The organism is Nocardioides sp. YR527, assembly GCF_900101045.1.
Classification (GTDB): domain Bacteria; phylum Actinomycetota; class Actinomycetes; order Propionibacteriales; family Nocardioidaceae; genus Nocardioides.
Genome location: NZ_FNFN01000013.1, coordinates 62,037 through 80,960, shown reverse-complemented (window position 1 = coordinate 80,960; position 18,924 = coordinate 62,037). Strand labels below are relative to the sequence as shown.

14 protein-coding genes and 1 riboswitch are annotated in these 18,924 nt (G+C 69.0%); of the genes, 8 read left to right on the top strand and 6 right to left on the bottom strand.

Translation table 11 applies throughout. From position 1 onward, the window contains the following. Positions 1–95 precede the first annotated feature (95 nt). The 3 genes from BLT25_RS27935 to BLT25_RS27925 all read right to left on the bottom strand — a co-directional run bounded on the left by BLT25_RS27935 (position 96) and on the right by BLT25_RS27925 (position 4,068). On the bottom strand, positions 96–1,616 hold the full coding sequence (locus tag BLT25_RS27935; protein ID WP_091052888.1) for a hypothetical protein: 1,521 nt from the start codon (positions 1,614–1,616) through the stop codon (positions 96–98). Next, a complete protein-coding gene (locus BLT25_RS27930) occupies positions 1,613–2,122 on the bottom strand; it encodes a SigE family RNA polymerase sigma factor (RefSeq protein ID WP_091052887.1) in 510 nt (169 codons plus the stop codon). The genes BLT25_RS27935 and BLT25_RS27930 overlap by 4 nt, the downstream gene beginning before the upstream one ends. 113 nt (positions 2,123–2,235) lie before the next feature. Next, positions 2,236–4,068, bottom strand: a complete 1,833-nt coding sequence (locus BLT25_RS27925) for a SigE family RNA polymerase sigma factor (protein WP_143033892.1) — start codon at positions 4,066–4,068, stop codon at positions 2,236–2,238. Positions 4,069–4,224: 156 nt separating this feature from the next. Here BLT25_RS27925 and BLT25_RS27920 point away from each other — a divergent pair, with 156 nt between their 5' ends. From BLT25_RS27920 to BLT25_RS27895, 6 genes are all read left to right on the top strand, one after another. After that, entirely contained in the window at positions 4,225–5,478 is a 1,254-nt protein-coding gene (locus BLT25_RS27920; protein WP_091052883.1) for a cell division protein PerM, read from the top strand. 117 nt (positions 5,479–5,595) lie between these two features. Then, on the top strand, positions 5,596–6,213 hold the full coding sequence (locus tag BLT25_RS27915) for an SMI1/KNR4 family protein (RefSeq protein ID WP_176884362.1): 618 nt from the start codon (positions 5,596–5,598) through the stop codon (positions 6,211–6,213). Between the two features lie 735 nt (positions 6,214–6,948). Next, positions 6,949–7,560, top strand: coding sequence for a phosphoribosylglycinamide formyltransferase (purN, locus tag BLT25_RS27910; protein ID WP_256328837.1), 612 nt, complete (start codon positions 6,949–6,951; stop codon positions 7,558–7,560). Between the two features lie 10 nt (positions 7,561–7,570). After that, positions 7,571–7,647, top strand: a riboswitch (ZMP/ZTP riboswitch). A 30-nt stretch (positions 7,648–7,677) separates the two neighbouring features. Next, positions 7,678–9,255 (top strand): bifunctional phosphoribosylaminoimidazolecarboxamide formyltransferase/IMP cyclohydrolase, encoded by a 1,578-nt coding sequence (gene purH, locus BLT25_RS27905; protein ID WP_091052878.1) that lies wholly within the window; start codon positions 7,678–7,680, stop codon positions 9,253–9,255. A gap of 151 nt (positions 9,256–9,406) precedes the next feature. Continuing rightward, positions 9,407–10,258, top strand: coding sequence for a bifunctional methylenetetrahydrofolate dehydrogenase/methenyltetrahydrofolate cyclohydrolase (locus tag BLT25_RS27900; protein ID WP_091052877.1), 852 nt, complete (start codon positions 9,407–9,409; stop codon positions 10,256–10,258). A gap of 4 nt (positions 10,259–10,262) precedes the next feature. Beyond that, positions 10,263–10,625 carry a DUF3017 domain-containing protein gene (locus BLT25_RS27895; protein WP_256328834.1) on the top strand — a complete coding sequence of 121 codons (363 nt, stop codon included), beginning with the start codon at positions 10,263–10,265 and terminating at the stop codon, positions 10,623–10,625. Between the two features lie 56 nt (positions 10,626–10,681). Here BLT25_RS27895 and BLT25_RS27890 read toward each other — a convergent pair whose 3' ends face one another. After that, positions 10,682–11,773, bottom strand: a complete 1,092-nt coding sequence (locus BLT25_RS27890) for an MIP/aquaporin family protein (RefSeq protein ID WP_176884360.1) — start codon at positions 11,771–11,773, stop codon at positions 10,682–10,684. 223 nt (positions 11,774–11,996) lie between these two features. On the opposite strand from BLT25_RS27890, the gene BLT25_RS27885 reads away from it, so the two are divergent. Both BLT25_RS27885 and BLT25_RS27880 read left to right on the top strand, forming a co-directional pair. After that, positions 11,997–14,201 (top strand): NADP-dependent isocitrate dehydrogenase, encoded by a 2,205-nt coding sequence (locus BLT25_RS27885; RefSeq protein ID WP_091052874.1) that lies wholly within the window; start codon positions 11,997–11,999, stop codon positions 14,199–14,201. A gap of 197 nt (positions 14,202–14,398) precedes the next feature. Then, a complete protein-coding gene (locus BLT25_RS27880; RefSeq protein ID WP_091052872.1) occupies positions 14,399–17,959 on the top strand; it encodes an ATP-binding cassette domain-containing protein in 3,561 nt (1,186 codons plus the stop codon). Between the two features lie 99 nt (positions 17,960–18,058). On the opposite strand, the gene BLT25_RS30760 is transcribed toward BLT25_RS27880, so the two are convergent. Continuing rightward, positions 18,059–18,598, bottom strand: a complete 540-nt coding sequence (locus BLT25_RS30760) for a Clp protease N-terminal domain-containing protein (protein ID WP_091052830.1) — start codon at positions 18,596–18,598, stop codon at positions 18,059–18,061. Further along, positions 18,598–18,810: a helix-turn-helix domain-containing protein gene (locus tag BLT25_RS27870; RefSeq protein ID WP_091052828.1), complete on the bottom strand. Its 213-nt coding sequence runs from the start codon at positions 18,808–18,810 to the stop codon at positions 18,598–18,600. Before BLT25_RS27870 ends, BLT25_RS30760 begins: the two co-directional genes overlap by 1 nt. Positions 18,811–18,924 lie beyond the last annotated feature (114 nt).

The window sequence follows — 18,924 nt, the reverse complement described above, 5'->3', positions numbered from 1 at the left end:
CGTCTTGCCTCCCCGGCTGGCTTTCCCCGACCCTTGCAGGAGCGTCAGTGTCGCGGATTGATACGTGCGAGCGTCCACGTGGGTTGCATATCCGGTCATCTGGACGAGACCCGATCTGCCGCCGCGGGGAGCATCTGCTGCACCGGCGTACCGCCATCCTCTGCGAGCCAGTTGTAGTCCTGCCCGCTGATCAGCTGGCTGAGGACGGCGATCCGGGTGCCGCTGAGGACGACGCCCATCTCCAGGAACCACCCGTCATCCTCGCGGCCCGCGGGGTCGTACTGCGTCCCCGGGGCGGCCGTGATCGGGCCGTAGATGGCGAGCCCGGTCACGCCCTCGGCCGGCGCCGACATCGGCACGCCGCCGAACGGGTTGGGCTTGAAGCTGTCCGATCCTTCCGGGCTGCAGCCGTCGAACCAGGTGAGCACGTCCTCGTACGCCGCCTGGGCCTCCTCGGCCGAGGGGAACTCGGCGATCGTCTCGTTGAGGTAGGCGTCGGCGTCGGAGTCACCGCCTTCGGAGGTCACCAGGAGGAAGTCCCGCTGCATGGTGGCGATCGCTCCGCGAGCCTTCATGGAGCCCTGCCAGCAGGCGTTGGCCGCGGGCACGGTCTCGCCGGTGGTCGTCGACTCGGAGCTCTCCACCCAGTCCAGCGCTCCGCCGTTCGGATAGATCGCCTCCTCCCCGGTGAGCAGGTTGCGTGCCGAGAGGGTCGGCTCGGGGGCGTCGCTGGTGGCCGGTGCCGAGGCCGGCGGCTCCGAGGTCGCCTCGACCGGCCTCTTCGCGCCGACCATCCGGTGGGCGGCGTTGACCGCCGAGGTCTGCAGGTCGGTCGGCGAGACGTAGCTCTGTACGCCACGCTTCCGCGTCATCACCAGGACCCGGTCCTCGGCGGAGACGACGGCCGTCGCGACCTCCCAGACCGCGTTCATGTCAGGGTCGTCAGGCTGGTACGCCACCACCTCGATGTCGCCACCCGAGATGACGCCGCCCTCGACAGGGAGCGAGCCGGCGGTCTCGGGGGCGTCCACGCCGCGGCACGCGGCTGCTGCCTCGGCGAGCTCGCCGCGCGCCTTCTCGGCCGCCTCGGGCGAGTCGAACTCGGCGACGACGGCCTTCAGCGTCCCGGCGGAGGCCGACAGCTCGTCTCCGGGCTGGGGGACGAAGTCACGGCGCACGGTCGCCACCGCACCTGCGTCGGCAAGAGACGCGGTGAGGCACTCGTTGTGGTCGCCCTGTCCCTCGCCGTCATAGGTCCGCTCCTCGACCCACGTCGGGAACGGATCGTCGGCGACCAGGTCTGCCGCGATCGGAAGGGCGGCGCGGGTGAGGTCCGAGGCCGGCGCGGAGGCCGAGGCCGACGGACTGGGGGCGACCGTGCTCGGAGTCTCGCTGGGCGCCGGCGCAGGATCGATGGCCTTGTCGCCGAATCCGGCGGAGAGGAAGATGATCGGTCCGGCGACGACCGCGGCCAGGGCCGCGGCTCCGGCGGCGACGAGGGTGCGCTGGCGGCGGCGGATCTGGTCACCCCGTCGGCGTACCTCGGCTGCGGACTTCATCGGTGCTCCAGGGGTAGTCGCGCGGAACTGGTCCAGGCGGGAGATCGGGTCACTCATCGCACGCCTCCTTCCAGTGCGGTGCCGGGCGCTTCGTCGGCCAGCAGCGCTGCCAGCGCAGTGCGCCCGCGGGAGAGGCGGGCCTTGATGGTTCCGGTCGGTACGCCGACCTCCGCGGCCACTTGGTGGACGGGCAGGTCGGCGATGTGGTGCAGGACGATGGCTTGGCGCTGGGCCTCGGGGAGCTTCTTGAGGGCGTCGACGAGAGCGACATGGGTCTCGTCGACGGCGGGCATCTCCGTGCGGACGCCGACGGCTCTGTCGGTGGCGCGGCCGGCGTACTTCTTCCTGCGCCAGCGGCCCACCGCGAGGCGGTAGGCGGTGGTGCGGACCCAGGCTTCGGGGTAGTCGACCGAGGACATCTTCCGCCGGTGCGCCCAGGCCCGGGCGAAGGCCTCCTGGACGCATTCGGCAGCCTCGTCGGAGTCGCCGATCATGGCGTACACCTGGGCGCACACGCGGCGGTAGGACGCGTTGTAGAACACGTCGAACTCGTCCTCGTCCATCGTTTGCCTCCCCGGACCGGCCGGACCCTGATCTGGCCCTGCGCCAGTCTCAGAGGTTCAGATGCCTGAGCGGCGGGTCCGGTTGCATCCGGAGGACAAAGAGTCAGCGAGTCTCAGAGATAGTCGAGGCGGTACGCGGCGCGTTTGGTGAGCGCGACGAAGTCGGAGTTGCTGATGTCGGCGTCGCCGTCGGGCACGAAGCTCATCTGGGCGACGCTGGCGCCGCGCCGGATCGCGGCCATCCGGTAGTAGATCGAAGAGTTCTCGAGCTCCACCCGGATGTCCCACACCGTGATCGCGCCGTCCTTGATGGACTCGGTCGCGAGCTGGGTGACATGGCTACCGAGCTGCTTGTCGCTGCACTTGTCGAGCCGGCCCTTGATGGCGACGTTGAAGGCCTGCGCCTCCTTGGCGGAGCCGAACTTGCCGACCGTCTCGGTGAGCCCGAAGGTCGGCGCGAGCTTCTTCTTCGTCTCGGGGATCACGAAGGAGCGCGTCTGGGCGCCGCTCATGCCCTTGACGGTGAACTCGGTGTTGTCGCAGCGGGTCTGGGCAGGGTTCGTCTTGGCAGCCTTCGCCTCGGTGCCCTCCCACGGGTCACCGACCCCGCTGACCGGCGGCAGATCGGTCTCGTTGATCAGCCCGGGTGCCTTGCCGGTGGCGATCGGGACCACCGTCGTCCGTGGCCGCTTGGTCTCCACGCACGCGCCCGCACCCGGCATCGAGCAGAGGTTGTGGACGGCCGTCCCGAGCATGGTCGAGGTCCTGGCCGCGGTCGTGCTGGACTTGCCCTCGGTCTTCACGGTGACCGCGGCGGTGTGCCTGCCGGTGCGCGCGACGCCGTAGGTGACGGCCCGGTTGTTCTCCCAGTCGCGGTAGGTGAAGAGGGTCGCCTGGTCGCCGATGCCGTCGACCGACTCGGTGAGGAGCAGCTGGTAGCGGGGCTCGGCGCACGCTGCGTACCACCCCTGCATCTTCTTGTACGCCGCCGCCGCCGCCGTCGCGTCGACCGATGACTCGATCGTGGTGCCGGCGCTGGTCGCCTTCGCCTTGGCGGTGAAGGTGCGCGCCAGGCTCGCCGCCGGCCGCTTGTCGGCCGAGGTGTCGGCCTGGCAGGGGATGGTGAGGCCGGTGCCCTCGAGGTTGTCGGAGGAGATGTCGACGGCCCAGGTGCCGCCGTAGATCTTCGCGACCTCCTCCTCGGTCATCAGGTCCTTGGCGGTCAGCTTCTTGCCGGGGATCTGGCTGGGCTCGACCTCGAACTCCTCGGCCGCCGACTGCATCGAGAGGGTGTTGAGCCGCGGCGCGGTCTCGGCGCCCTGGGTGACGAAGAAGCCGGTGCCGACCAGGGCGGCGATGGCCGCGGCCGCGCCGATGGTGGTGTGCACGCGGCGGCGCACGGCGCCGGCGGTGGTGATCGTCGAGGTCTTCGGCCAGGGCTGCTCGGTGAGCACGTCGACGAGCGGGTCGAAGATCGACTGCAGCTGCTCCGGAGCGATCCCGAGCTCGGCGCAGATGGCAGCGTTGGCGGCCTGCAGGTCGGTCTCGGTGCGGCTGATCGGGGTGCCGACCTCGCGGGCCAGCTGAGCCAGGTCGACGCTGGTGAGGTGGCCGAGCAGGAAGACCTTGCGGTCGTGGAGCGGCAGGCCGCGCAGCGCGGAGAGGGCCTGGCGGGCCTCCGGTGCGATCGTCTGGTCGCGGTGGAGCAGGGGCACCGAGTGGTTGCGGATCGCCTTGGACCAGGCGATCGGGCGCACCCAGTCCTCGCGCTCGAAGTCGTCCATCGGCTTCACCTTGCGCCAGTGGTGCCAGGTGATGACCAGCGCTCCGCGCACGGCAGCCTTGGCGGCCTCCAGGTCCCCGGTCAGCGACCAGGTTTGGAGCAGGAGGCGTCCACGGACGTCCTGATAGAACGCCTCGAAGGTCTCGTGGTCTGCCGTGCTCATGCCCATGTCAGCGGTCAACTGTAGGTGATTCGGTCGAATGAACGGCAATAGCCGCAGATGCACAGGCGGGTATCAACCGCTGTGACCAACCCGGTGAAGGTCCCTGGCGGCGCGTCGCCGAGATCGAGGCGACGCGGGTTGCGAGGATGAGACGCGATGTCCTCGCTGCTGCCTCCTCGCACCCCCGACCGCGGGCTCTCGGCGGATGATCTCCATGATCTCCGCCACCGCCGCCCGCTGGTCGCGGTCGCTCTGCTCGGCGGCATCGGCACGGCCGCCGCCACGCTGGTCGTGTGCCTGGCGATCGGCATCCTCGGCTGGTTCATCAGCGACATGGGAGCCCACGGCGAGCCCTCGGACGCACTGCGTGTCGCCGCGCTCGGGTGGCTGCTCGGGCACGGTTCGGGTGTCTTCGTCTCCGGGGTCGCGATCACCGTCGTCCCGCTCGGGCTGACCCTCGTCCTCGCCGGGGCGATGTGGCAGGTCGCGGTGCGGGTCGGTGACTCGGTCTCGCTGCACGGCCCCGACGCCAACGCCCTCGCCGACGGCGAGCGTGACCTGACCGTCCCGGTCGTCGCCGGTCTCTTCACGCTCGGCTACGCCGGCACCGCGCTGGCCACCGCGATCATCGCCGGCACCCCGGCCACCGCGCCGAGCATCGCCGGTGTCTTCGCCTGGTCGGTCGGGCTCTGCGTGGTCGTCGCCCTGCCCGCGATCGCGGTCGGCTCCGGCCGTGCGGCGCTCTGGATCACGCTGCTGCCACGCGCCGCCGTGGACGTACTCGTGATGGTCAGGTCGATCCTGCTCTGGTGGTTCGCGGTCAGCACGCTGGTGTTCTTCGCGGCCCTCTTCACCGACTTCACCACGTCGGTCAACGTGGTCTCCCAGCTCCACCTCGACGTCGGCGGGATCATCCTCTACTCGCTGCTCGCCGTCCTGGTGCTGCCCAACGCTGTGCTCTTCTCCAGCGCGTACGCCCTCGGGCCGGGGTTCACCGTCGGCGTCGGCACCACGGTGACCCCGACCGCGGTCACCCTCGGACCGCTGCCGATGTTCCCGATGCTCGCCGCGCTGCCTGACAACGGCGCCCCGCCCGCCTGGGTCGCCGCGGTGATGGCGCTCGGCCCGCTCACCGCCTTCTGGGCCGTCTGTCGGGTCGGTCGTGTCCGGCCCACCCTGCGCTGGTCGGAGGGCGCGCTCCGCGGCGTCAGCGCCGGCGTCCTCGCCGGCCTGCTCCTCGCAATCCTGTCCGGTGTCGCCGGCGGCTCCGTCGGTCCCGGCCGGATGGCCGACGTCGGGCCGTACGCCGGGCAGGTGCTCGTCAACGCCATCGCCTTCTTCGGCCTGGCCGGCCTCCTCGCCGGGCTCACGATGACCTGGTGGCACCGGCGTTCTCTGCCTGCGGACTAGCTGCAGAGGGACCTGGGGAGGGTAGTCCGAGCTGTGTTCGGATAACCCTCCCCAGGGTCAGATGTGCAGCTAGATGGCTGCGATCCGTCACGTAGCGGCGTTGCTCCGAGTCGACTGGTGCCGCACGCGCTGCGGCACCAACCCTGGCTGCGCGAACTGGGGTTGGATGATGACGGGCGGGGTGTCTATCGACCAGGAGTTGCCGAGCGGATGAACACGTGGGACAGCTTGATCCAAGACTTCGAGCGGGTTCAGCAGCATGCTGCGAGGCATGACGGCGAGGGTCTGATTCGACCAGTTCCGGCCCAACCGGGAGCGTCGGAAGAGGTCCTTGCGGAAGTTGAGCGTGTGCTGGGCCAGTCGTTGGACACATCGTTTCGGGCCTTTTTGCACGCCGCGGACGGTTGGGAGAACTTTTTCTACAGTCTCCGAATTTTCAGTACGCAGTTTTTCAAAACTGAGTCCTCGACTCAGGAAATTCTTGACCTCATATTTGTCGAGCGAGATCTTATCGAGGATGCTATTGGCGTGAGGATGTCTGAATGCCTCCCTATCGGGATGAATGAGTACGGCACTGATTCCATATTGCTAATGCTTGATACCTCGGATTCGTATTCGCCTGGTGCGGTGATTTGGCACGATAATGGGCAAATTTACGTGCGCTGCGAGGATTTCGAGGAGTTCTTCACGTGGATGACTAGATTTCAAGCCGGAGAGATCGATCTCGGATCTTGAGAGCGATTCGATGCAGGTCGACGTCAAATTCTGAATGACGTGGCTGCGTGACTCCGGCGGCGCGACGGGACGCGTGAGGTGTTGTTGCAGCCAACCTTGATTGGAGGGTAAGGACGATAGAGATTGGTTCCTGGGACTCTTCATTCCAGATGTGGCATTTCTCGGTGAGTTATAGGCGACTTCTCTGGCGAAGTTTGGGGGAGGGGGTCGGTGGTTCGCGGAGGCGGATCGATGTTCTGTTCAGCAATGTTGAAACCATGCAGGTCGAAACGGAGTACTCGAGCCTTCGCGTAGAGCAGCTGGAAGACGAGGAGGTCGAGCGCATGGCTGCAAGGCCGGGAGTCGGCCGGTGGTATCGGATCAATGGGGGAGACGGATACATTCGGGCGACTCACTGCGAGTGGCACGAAGACGATGGGAACGCCATGTCGCCTTCAAGATTTGGTCCACTTTGCGCGGACGTATTGACGGCCTAGGCGGTTTCCGCATAACAGGGCGCATTTGGGACCTAAAACTCTGGGATCTGTCGGCGTCTGTCCCGATCGTCGCCGTGCTGAGATTTACTGTGTTCCTCGGTCGGGGGAGTGAAGCCTGGCACGCGTCGAGCACGCTCTTGAGGCGCTCGGTATCGACGTCAAGGAGGCGTGAGCAGGGGGCACTGCTCTAACGGGGTGGGGCGGTTGGCGAGATCTGGGCGGCGCGGGAATGAGGCATGCGCTGCTCTACAGTGACGGCGTGGCTCTTCGTCTTGTCGTTCTCGTGTCCGGCTCGGGCACCAACCTCCAGGCCCTGCTGGACGCCTGCGCGTCCTCTGAGTACGGGGCGGAGGTCGTCGCGGTCGGGGCCGACCGCGACGGGATCCAGGGGCTGACCCGGGCGACCGACGCCGGGATCCCGACCTTCGTGCATCGGGTCAAGGACTTCGGGTCCCGCGAGGAGTGGGACGCGGCGCTGGCCGAGTCGGTGGCGGCGTACGAGCCTGATCTTGTCGTCTCTGCCGGGTTCATGAAGCTGGTGGGGGAGGCCTTCCTCGACCGGTTCGGCGGGAAGACGCTCAACACGCATCCGGCGCTGCTGCCGTCATTCCCGGGGATGCACGGGGCGCGGGATGCGCTGGAGTACGGCGTGAAGGTGACCGGGGCGACGCTGTTCGTCGTCGATGCCGGGGTCGACACCGGGATGATCATGGCCCAGGTGACGGTGCCGGTGGAGGACGACGACACCGAGGAGACGCTGCACGAGCGGATCAAGGTCGTCGAGCGTTCGATGCTCATCGAGACGGTCGGGCGCATCGCTCACGAGGGGTACGCGGTCGACGGCAGGCGAGTTCGATTCGGGCCTGCCTGAGCGGTTAGAGTGACGAGCACACGACTGGCGCGGGTGGGGGACCACCGGGGAGTGTGAGAGACGGCATCGACCGCCTGGGTGCCCTCATCGAAATCGTTGACCGATGAGGAGATTGCTGTGCTCGATCAGATCACCATCAAGCGGGCCCTGGTGTCCGTCTACGACAAGACCGGTCTCGAGGACCTGGTCCGAGCGCTCCATGACGCCGGCGTCGAGCTCGTCTCGACCGGCGGCTCGGCCGCACTGATCGAGAAGCTCGGCCTGCCGGTGACCAAGGTCGAGGACCTGACCGGCTTCCCCGAGTGCCTCGACGGCCGGGTCAAGACGCTGCACCCGCGCGTGCACGCCGGCATCCTCGCCGACCGCCGCCTCGAGTCCCACGTCGAGCAGCTCAAGGAGCTCGAGGTCGAGCCGTTCGACCTGGTCGTCTCCAACCTCTACCCGTTCGTGCAGACCGTCGCCTCGGGTGCCGGTCCGGACGAGGTCGTCGAGCAGATCGACATCGGCGGCCCCTCGATGGTCCGTGCCGCCGCCAAGAACCACCCCTCGGTCGCGATCGTGACCTCGCCGGAGCAGTACGCCGACACCCTCGCCGCGGTGCAGGCCGGTGGCTTCACCTACGACCAGCGCAAGGCGCTGGCCGCGGCCGCGTTCGTGCACACCGCGACGTACGACGTGGCCGTCGCCTCCTGGATGGGCTCGGTGCTCACCGACAGCACCGACGGCACCGGCTTCCCGGCGTGGGTCGGCGGGACGTACGAGAAGGCGACCGTCCTGCGCTACGGCGAGAACCCGCACCAGAAGGCGGCGCTCTACCTCAACGGGTTCGGTCCCGCCGGGCTCGCCCGTGCCGAGCAGCTGCACGGCAAGGAGATGTCCTACAACAACTACACCGACACCGACGCCGCTCGGCGTGCTGCCAACGACTTCGCCGAGCCGGCGGTCGCGATCATCAAGCACGCCAACCCGTGCGGCCTGGCCGTCGGTGCGGACATCGCTGAGGCCCACCGGCGCGCGCACGCCTGCGACCCGGTCTCCGCCTTCGGTGGCGTGATCGCCTCCAACCGGCCGGTGACGGTCGAGATGGCCCAGCAGGTCGCCGAGGTGTTCACCGAGGTCATCGTGGCTCCGGGCTACGAGGACGGCGCCGTCGAGATCCTGCAGGGCAAGAAGAACATCCGCATCCTGGTCGCACCCGCCGACGAGCGCGCCCCGGTCGAGACCCGCCCGATCTCCGGCGGCCTGCTGATGCAGCAGGTCGACCATGTCGACGCCGAGGGCGACGACCCGGCTTCGTGGACGCTGGCCACCGGCGAGGCCGCCGACGAGGCCACCCTCGCCGACCTGGCCTTCGCCTGGAAGGCGTGCCGCTCGGCCAAGTCCAACGCGATCCTGCTGGCCTCCGACGGTGCCTCGGTCGGCATCGGCATGGGTCAGGTCAACCGCGTCGACTCCTGCCGCCTGGCCGTCGAGCGCGCCAACACCCTCGCCGAGGACGCCGAGCGCGCCCGCGGCGCCGTCGCCGCCTCCGACGCCTTCTTCCCCTTCGAGGACGGCCCGCAGATCCTGATCGACGCCGGCGTCAAGGCGATCGTCCAGCCCGGCGGCTCCATCCGCGACGAGCTCACCATCAAGGCGTGCGAGGCTGCCGGCGTGACGATGTACTTCACCGGCACCAGGCATTTCGCACACTGATCTCCAACCCAGCCGAGTCGGCTCGTCATGACGAGCCGACTCGGCGGGAAATCGTGTCAGAACGAGCCGACTCGGCCTGGGATTTGGTCAAGATGAGCCGGTTCGGCGTCGCGTACAAGAAATACACAGACTCGAGTGACAGGATGAACACGTGACCGCACAGAAGCTGGACGGCACCGCGACGCTGAAGGCGATCAAGGCCGAGCTCGCAGAGCGGGTCGAGAAGTTGAAGGCCCAGGGCATCACTCCGGGTATCGGGACCGTCCTTGTCGGCGACGACCCCGGCTCGCACTGGTACGTCAACGCCAAGCACAAGGACGCCGCCGAGATCGGTGTCGCCTCGACCCGCGTCGACCTGCCCGCCACCGCCACCCAGGCGGAGGTCGAGAAGGTCATCGACGAGCTCAACGCTGATCCCGCCGTCACCGGCTTCCTCATCCAGCAGCCGACCGGCCTGGACGAGTTCGCGCTGCTCTCCCGCGTGGCTCCGGAGAAGGACGTCGACGGGCTGCACCCGGTCAACCTCGGCAAGCTGGTCCTCGGCGAGGACGGGCCGCTGCCGTGCACCCCGGTGGGCTGCATCGAGCTGCTGCGGCGTCACGGGGTCGAGATTAAGGGCGCCGAGGTCGTCGTGGTCGGCCGTGGGCTGACCGTCGGGCGTCCGCTGGGCCTGCTGCTCACCCGCCGCAGCGAGAACGCCACGGTCACCCTGTGCCACACCGGCACCCGCGACCTGGCCGCCCACACCCGCAACGCCGACATCGTCGTGGCCGCCGCGGGCGTCCCCGGGATCATCACCAAGGACATGGTCAAGCCCGGCGCGGCCCTGTTGGACGTCGGTGTCTCCCGGGTCGACGGTAAGATCGCAGGAGACCTGGCCGAGGACGTGTGGGACGTGGCTGGGTGGGTGTCGCCGAACCCGGGTGGGGTGGGTCCGATGACACGCGCCATGCTGCTCTCCAATATCGTCCTCAGCGCTGAGAAGGCTCTCGAAAGGCTCTGACACCGTGTCCGTCCACCCCCCGCTGACCCCCACGCCGGAGGCTCCCGCACCGGCGGCGGTGGCGCCTGGGCACGAGAAGACGGCCCCCCAGGACGTACGCGGCTTCCCCTCGACCATCGGCGGGTTCGTCTACCTCGGGGTGCTGACGGCGGCGATCGTCGGTCTCGGGCTGGTCGGCTTCGGCCACTGGCGGGTGGGGATCATCGTCCTCGCCGCCGGGGTGGGGTCCGCGTCGCTGGGGCGGGCGGTGCTGCGTACGAAGGATGCCGGGATGCTGGCGGTGCGCAACCGCTGGTTCGACGTGGCCCTGCTGGCGCTGACCGCGGGCGCGCTGTGGATCCTCGCAGTGACCGTTCCCGGAGAATGAAGACGTACAAATAGGACGAAGGCCGCCCCGAGGGGCGGCCTTCGTGCTTCTCGAGACTACTGCTCGATCGGGACCCATTCCTGCTTGGCGTAGTCCCAGCGCCAGCCGTCCTGCTCGTAGACCGGGAGGTCGCCCTCGCTGGTCTGGGTCGGCTGCTGCCAGGCCGGCTGGCCACCGCCACTGCCTCCGGAGACGATGGTGCGGTCGCCCGTGTCCGGCGTGGCCGCGGGCTCGGCAGGAGCTGCCGGAGCCGCCGGTGCTGCGGGCGCCGCCGCCGCAGGAGCGGCCGGTGCCATCGGAGCGGCGGGGGCGGCCTGGCTGCCGTCCCAGCCACCCTGGAAGCTCGGCTGCTGCGCCTTGGCGCCACTGCTGAAGGAGAGGCCGGCGCCCGCGATCTCGGAGCCGTCCTTGCCGAAGAGAAGCGGGTAGACGACGCCGGCGACGGCACCGCCGAGAGCCGTGACGATCAGGAAGACCGGGAGCTGGATCAGGGCGTCGGTGCCGGAGAAGAGGGCCGGCCCGAACGAACGGGCGGGGTTGACCGAGGTGCCGGTCAGCGGGATGCCGACGAAGTGGATCGCGGCGAGAGCGAGACCGATGCCCAGCGGGGCGAGGGTGGCGTTGGTGGCCGCGCGGCCGTCGGTGATGCCGAGGATGACGAAGACGAAGATGAAGGTGAGGACGAGCTCGACCAGGATCGCGCCGACCAGGCCGGTGCCGGCTCCCTCGCCGAAGGCGTTGGCGCCGAGGCCACCGTCGTTCCACGAGTTGTAGTCCGAGGAGAGCGCGACGAGGAACAGCACGAGCGCGCCGAGGGTCGCGCCGACGAACTGGGCGCCGATGTAGACGCCCGCGTCCTTCCAGCTGATCCGGCCGGACGTGGCCGCACCCAGGGTCACCGCAGGGTTGAAGTGGCCACCGGAGATGCGGCCGAAGGTGTAGGCGCCGATCACGACGGCGATGCCGAAGGCGAGGCCGACGGCCGCGACCTCGAGACCCCAGGTCGGCTGCCCGGCGTAGGTGGCGCCGGCGACGACGGCAACGACCGAGCCACACCCGAGGAACACGAGGATGAATGTCCCGATGACTTCGGCTGTGAGCTTCTGGATGATGGTCGGCTCAGCTGCCGACAGTGATTCCTCAGTCATGTCCCCTTTTACCCTTCAATGTCTATTGACGTCGGTCAGACCCATCGACACCCGAGAAGCACTCAGGTATCAGCAGTCACCTGAACAACATGAGGTGTTGACACACAGTAACTCTTTTGCGACGGCACATCGTGGTGCTTAGGTGGGGCGGGGCGGTGTTGCGCCACCCTCTCTGTTATCTTGATGTCAAGACACTTTCGTTTCGTCAGGAGTAGCCACAGCAATGGCCGCACGAATCATCTACACCCACACCGACGAGGCGCCGCTGCTGGCGACGTACTCCTTCCTTCCGATCGTCTCGGCCTACGCGGCCAAGGCGGGCGTCGAGGTCGAGACGCGTGACATCTCCGTGGCCTCGCGCATCCTGGCCCAGTTCGGCCTGGCCGACGACGCGCTCGGCGAGCTCGGTGAGCTGGCGAAGACGCCGGAAGCCAACATCGTCAAGCTGCCCAACATCTCCGCCTCCATCCCGCAGCTCAAGGCCGCGATCAAGGAGCTGCAGACCCAGGGCTACCAGATCCCCGACTACCCCGAGGCGCCCAGCACGCCCGAGGAGGAGGAGATCCGGGCCAAGTACGACAAGGTCAAGGGCTCCGCGGTGAACCCGGTCCTGCGTGAGGGCAACTCCGACCGGCGTGCGCCGGGCTCGGTCAAGGCGTACGCCAAGGCCCACCCGCACACCAACAAGCCGTTCTCCGACGACTCCCAGACGACCGTCGCCACGATGGGTGCGCGCGACTTCAAGTCCAACGAGAAGTCCGTGACCATCCCGGCCGACGACACGCTCTCCATCGTGCTCGAGAAGGCCGACGGCGAGACGGTGACGCTGCTCGCCGAGCTGCCGGTGCTCGAGGGCGAGATCGTCGACGCGACCTACATGTCCGTCGCCAACCTGCACGCCTTCCTCGAGAACGCGCTCGCCAAGGCCAAGGCCGACGACGTGCTCTTCTCGCTGCACCTGAAGGCCACGATGATGAAGGTCTCCGACCCGATCATCTTCGGCCACGTCGTGAAGGCCTACTTCAAGGACGTCTTCGAGAAGTACGGCGCCGACCTCCAGGCCGCCGGCCTCTCCGCCAACGACGGCCTCGGCGCGATCCTCTCGGGCCTCTCCGGCCTGGAGAAGGGCGCCGAGATCGAGGCTGCCATCAAGGCCGCCATCGCCGCGGGCCCGCGCCTGTCCTACGTCAACTCCGACAAGGGCATCACCAACCTGCACGTCCCCTCCGACGTCATCATCGACGCCTCCATCCCGGCCCTGGTCCGCAACGGCGGCAAGCTCTGGGGCGTCGACGGCGGCGAGGACGACACCCTCGCGGTGATCCCGGACTCTTCCTACGCCGGGGTCTACCAGACCGTCATCGACGACGTGAAGAAGAACGGCCCGCTCGACCCGGCCACGATCGGCACCGTCCCCAACGTGGGTCTGATGGCGCAGAAGGCGGAGGAGTACGGCTCCCACGACAAGACCTTCGAGATCTCGGCCGCCGGCACCGTGCGGGTGCTGAACAAGGCCGGAGACGTGCTCATCGAGCACGACGTCGAGGTCGGCGACATCTGGCGCGCTTGCCAGACCAAGGACATCCCGGTCCGCGACTGGGTCAAGCTCGCCGTCAGCCGCGCCCGTGACTCCAAGACCCCGGCCATCTTCTGGCTCGACGAGTCGCGAGCTCACGACGCCTCGCTGATCGCCAAGGTCACCAAGTACCTCGCCGACACGTCCATCGTCGGCGACACCGAGGGCGCGGACATCAAGATCCTCTCGCCCGAGCTTGCCACGGCGTACTCCCTGGAGCGCCTGCGCAACGGTGAGGACACCATCTCGGTCACCGGCAACGTGCTGCGTGACTACAACACCGACCTGTTCCCGATCCTCGAGGTCGGTACGTCGGCGAAGATGCTCTCCATCGTCCCGCTGATCGCCGGCGGCGGTCTGTTCGAGACCGGTGCGGGCGGCTCGGCGCCGAAGCACGTGCAGCAGCTGGTCGAGGAGGACTACCTCCGCTGGGACTCGCTGGGTGAGTTCTTCGCGCTGGTTCCCGCGTTCGAGAAGTACGCCGAGCAGGCCTCCGCCCCGGCGGCGAAGGTGCTCGCCGGTGCGCTCGACCGGGCGACCGCGACCTTCCTCGAGAACGACCGCTCCCCGGGTCGCAAGCTCGGCACCACAGACAACCGCGGCTCCCACTTCTACCTGGGTCTCTACTGGGCCCAGGAGCTCGCCGCGCAGACCGAGGACACCGAGCTCGCGGCTGCGTTCAAGGGCCTCGCCGAGACCCTTGCCGCCAACGAGGCCAAGATCGTCGAGGAGCTCCTCGCGGTCCAGGGCAAGCCCGCCGACATCGGCGGCTACTACCTGCCCGACGCCGAGAAGGTCACCGCCGTGATGCGTCCGTCCGCGACGCTCAACGAGGCGATCGACTCTCTCTGATCCACCCGACGACGGCCCGGCACGGACTCGTGCCGGGCCGTCGTCCTGTGTCAGGACACCTTCCCGGCGTACGTGACCTTCCTCTCCAGATCTTTCTTCTGATTCCTATAGGTGCAGGTCAGCATCGTGTTTGCCCTCGGGTGAGGGCGGAAAACCTTTAGGTGGGTGTCGGTGGTCACGCATACCGTGATCTTCTGATGACTGCGACGCTCTCGACTCCGCCCGTGCCGACCTCAGGCAAGGCTCTCGGAGTCCCCACCGACCCTGCCGACCCGAGCCGGCAGGTCGACTGGCGACGCCTGAAGGGGCCGGTGACGGTCGCGGCGCTGATCGCGCTGGCGGTTGCCATGGTGGGTCAGTCGATCGGCACCGTCGTGGCCGGACGGCTGGCCGAGAACCCGACCGCGAGCCTGGTCGGCTGGTTGGCGTTGTGCGTGATCGGCGCCTCGCTGGTCGACTCGACCGCGAAGATCGCCTGGGTCGGGGTCTCCGACCGGGTCGAGGGCAAGCTGCGCGAGGACGTGCTCCAGGCTGCCATGCGACAGCCGCTGTCCGAGCTGAGCGAGCAGGCCGTCGGAGAGATCCTCGACCGGGTCGACGACGACTCCCATGAGGTCGGCAACCTGCTGCGCTGGCAGCTGTGGATGCTGTTCCGCTCGGTCTTCGCGGCGCTGCCGATGTGGATCGTGGCCAGCTTCACTTGGTGGCCGGCGGCGATCCTGTTCCCGCTGCTCGCCGTGGTGACCTGGTTCGTCATCCGTCGGCTGCTGGGCAAGATCTCCGAGCTCAAGGTCATCGAGGAGGCGTCCTGGACCGACCATGCCGCGGTGCTCGAGGAGGGCATCGCGGGGCGTGACGACCTGCGTACGAGCCTGGGTCAGGACCACGTGGTCGCCCGGGTGGCGCGGCTGTCGGCGACGGTGCACGAGAGGTTCCGTGCCGTGGTCACGGTCGAGGCGAAGGTCGGCCGCCGCGCCGGGCTGCTGCTGCACTCCCTGTTGGCCGGCATCGGTCTCGCCGGGATCGCGCTCGCCGCGACCGACCGCCTCGGGATCAGCGCGCTGGTGACGTTGTTCCTGGTCACGAGCACGTTCGTGGGCCAGATCGCGATGCTCGCCAACCACCTGCCCGACATCCAGGCCGGCCTCGGTGCGGTCATCCGGCTGCGTCAGATGATGGGCTCCGAGCCGGAACCCGAAGGCGGCGCGCCCGTACCCGACGGGGGAGCGCTGGAGGTCGACCTGCGCGACCTGAGCTTCTCCTACGCCGAGGGCACCTTCGCCCTCCAGGGCATCTCGCTGACGGTGCCGGCCGGCGACACCATCGCCCTGGTCGGTCGCACCGGCTCGGGCAAGTCGACGCTCGCCTCGCTGCTGTCGCGGGCGGTCGAGCCGCCGCGCGGCTCGGTGTTCCTGGGTGGCGTGGACGTGCGCGACCTCGACCTGCAGCAGCTGCGCGCCTCCGTGGGGGTGGTGACGCAGCGCACCGAGATCCTGGCCGGCACGCTTGCGGAGAACATCGCGATCTTCGACGACGAGCGTCCGCGCGAGGACATCGAGCGGGCGGTCGCCCGGCTCGGGCTCTCCGAGTGGGTCGGGGGCCTGCCCGACGGGCTCGACACCCTGCTCGGCCCCGGCGGCACCTCGTTGTCGGCGGGGGAGGAGCAGCTGGTCGCCTTCGCGCGGCTGCTGGTGCGCGACGTACGGGTGGTCGTGCTCGACGAGGCGACCGCGCGGATGGACCCGCTCACCGAGCGCCGGGTGGTCGCGGCCGCCGACCGGCTGCTGACCGGACGCACGGGCATCCTGATCGCCCACCGGCTCTCCACCATCGAGCGTGCTCCTCATGTGGCCGTGCTCGACCACGGCCGGGTGATCCAGCACGGCCTGCGGGCCTCGCTGGCGACCGCGCCCGGGCCGTTCCGCGACCTGCTGGAAGCCAGCCGCACCGATCACCACGATTCACCGTCGCCGGACGCCAAACCCGTCGACCACTCCACGCTCGACCATGTCGCGGCGGGCAACGTGGGTGGCAAGCGTCGTTCGGGCGCCCCGCCGGACGTCCCCGAGGTCGGCACCGGGCCGTCTCTCGCTCGCGGGATCGTGCAAGCCCTGTTCCTGCGCCCCGAGTGGGGCGTCGCGGGTGCGCTGCTCTTCCTGTTCGCCTCGATGACCGGTGCGCAGGGTGCCTTCACCGGACTCCTGTGGGGCAGGATCGTCGAGTCGCTGCAGGACGGCGGCAGGCCGACGGTGATGTCGGTGCTGCTCGTGGTCAGCCTGCTGGCCGCGCCGCTGATGCTCGCCGACGCCTTCTACCGCTACCCGCGCTGGTGGATCGAGGTCATGCTGCGGGCCCGGATGGCCGTGCTCTACGGGCAGACCAGCCAGCACCGCCTGACGCGTACGCCGCCGGGTGAGGTCGTCGCTCGCTCGATGGACGCGGACCGCTACGCCCGCTACGCCGACCGCTGGGTCGACTTCGTCAACGGCCTCGTCATCGCGACGATCACCGCCCTGCTCGCCGGCACCGCGCTCGCGGGCGCCGTGCTCCTGGTCGTCATGATCGCCTCGGCGCTGGCCTCCGCGGTCGGCCGGCCGATCGCCGGCCGCTCGGCCTCGGCCTCGTCCGCCGCTCGCGCTCGGTTCGGTCGCGCGGTGGTCTCCGCGCTGGAGTCCGTACGCACCGTGAAGCTGGCCGCGGCGACTCCGCAGGTCCACGCCCATCTGCAGCACGTCGACGCAGGGAGGGTCGAGGCAGCGGTGAAGGAACACCGGGTGCAGGCATTCCTCGACGGGGTCCCCGCGCTCATGGTGCAGTGCGGCGTCGTGGCTGCCTGGGGGATCTACTTCGGCGGCGGCTGGGGTCTGGCCACCGCGCTCCTGGTGGCCAACGCGGTCTCGGGCTTCGACTGGTTCGGCCGGGTGGCCGGCATGGTCGTCACCGAGGCTCCGGGTACGCGTGCGTGGCAGAAGGAGACCAGCAAGTTCGCCGGCGGTCGGGACCTGATGGATCTGCCGCCGGGTGTCGACCTGGTCTCCGGTGACGCGCCGGATCCGGGTCCGGTCGATCAGGTGCCGCTCGACTCTCTCGAGCTCTCCGCCCTGTCAGCGGTCCACGACGACGGCACGATCGGTGTCTCCGACGTCTCGCTCACGATCTCGCGCGGCGAGCTGGTCCTGCTCGTGGGGCAGGTCGGCTCCGGAAAGTCGTCCCTGCTGGCGTCGCTGGCCGGCCTCATCGAGCACACCGGCACCATCCGGTGGAACGACGAGCTGGTCCAGGACCCGCAGTCCTTCCTGAGGCCGGGGCAGGTGGCGTACGTCGCCCAGGTGCCGCGGGTGCTCTCCGGCACCTTCGCCGACAACATCCGCCTGGGCCACGACCGGCCCTTCGACAGCCCGGTCGCCGACGCGCGGCTCGAGCTCGACGTCAAGGAGGCGGGCGGCGCGGATGCGATCGTCGGTCACCGTGGCGTACGGCTCTCCGGGGGGCAGGTCCAGCGCCTCGCCCTGGCGCGAGCGCTGGCCGCCGACACCGAGCTGCTCCTGGCCGACGACGTCTCCAGTGCGCTCGACGCGGCCACCGAGATCGAGCTCTGGCGGGCGCTGCGGGACCGGCACACGACGGTCATCGGAGCGACCTCCAAGCGAGCCGCTCTCGCCCAGGCCGACCGGGTCGTCGTCATGGTCGACGGCGAGATCGCCGCGGTAGGCCCCTGGTCCGACCTCGCACCCTCCTGGTCCCACCTCGCCGGCTAACCCCCGCCGAGGCATCACTGCCGTCGTTCGAGTGGGCACTTCGGTGCCATCTCGGCCGACCGGGGTGACGCCTCGGCCGACGGGGGTGACGCCTCGGCGTCAGGCGGCCTCGCCGTGCTCGAGCGTGCGGCGCAGTGCAGCAGCATCCACGCCGAGGGCCTGTAGGGCAGCATGTCCTTCCCCCTCTGTGCGAAGGATGCCGAGCAGGAGGTGCTCGGTGCCGATCGAGCGGTCCTTGAGCCGGATCGCCTCGCGCAGCGAGAGCTCGAGGACCTTCTTCGCATCCTTGGTGAAGGGGATGTGCCCGCCGAGACGGCGGCGTGGCTTCCCGCTGTCCAGGGCGCCGGCGCCGAAGACCTCCTCCACCTTGGAGCGCACCGCGTCCAGGTCGATCCCGAGCGAGGACAGCGCGTCGGCGTCGTCGTCGCCGAGGCGCCCGTGGGCCCGTTCGACCTCCGCCCGCAGCGCTCCTGCGTCGACCCCGGCCTCGGTGAGCGCCCGGCCGGCGGACGAGTCGGCCCCGGAGGCGATCGCCAGCAGCAGGTGGTCGTCGCCGATGCGCTCGTGACCGAGCTCGGTGGCGTACGTCTGAGCCGCGGTCACCGCATCGCGGGCGGGCTTGCTGAACCTCTCGAACATCACATCTCCTTCGAGTACTTCTTGTGAACCGCCTGTCGGCTGACCTCCAGCGCGTCGGCGATCTCCTGCCAGGCCCACCCCTGTCGGCGGGCGTTCGCCACCTGCAGCCGCTCCAGCGAGTCGGCGAGGCGACGCAGCGCGAGCGCGGCTCGCAACCCCGTGCTCGGGTCGGCGCTCGCGGCCGACTCGGCGAGATCCTTCGCATCCGTCATGGTGTCAATATAAGTTGACACTCGCTGCGTGTCAACTATGGTTGACGAACCGCGGTGTGACGGGATCGGGGTCACACCGATTCACGGAATAGCCCACAAATCGCCGAAGGTTAG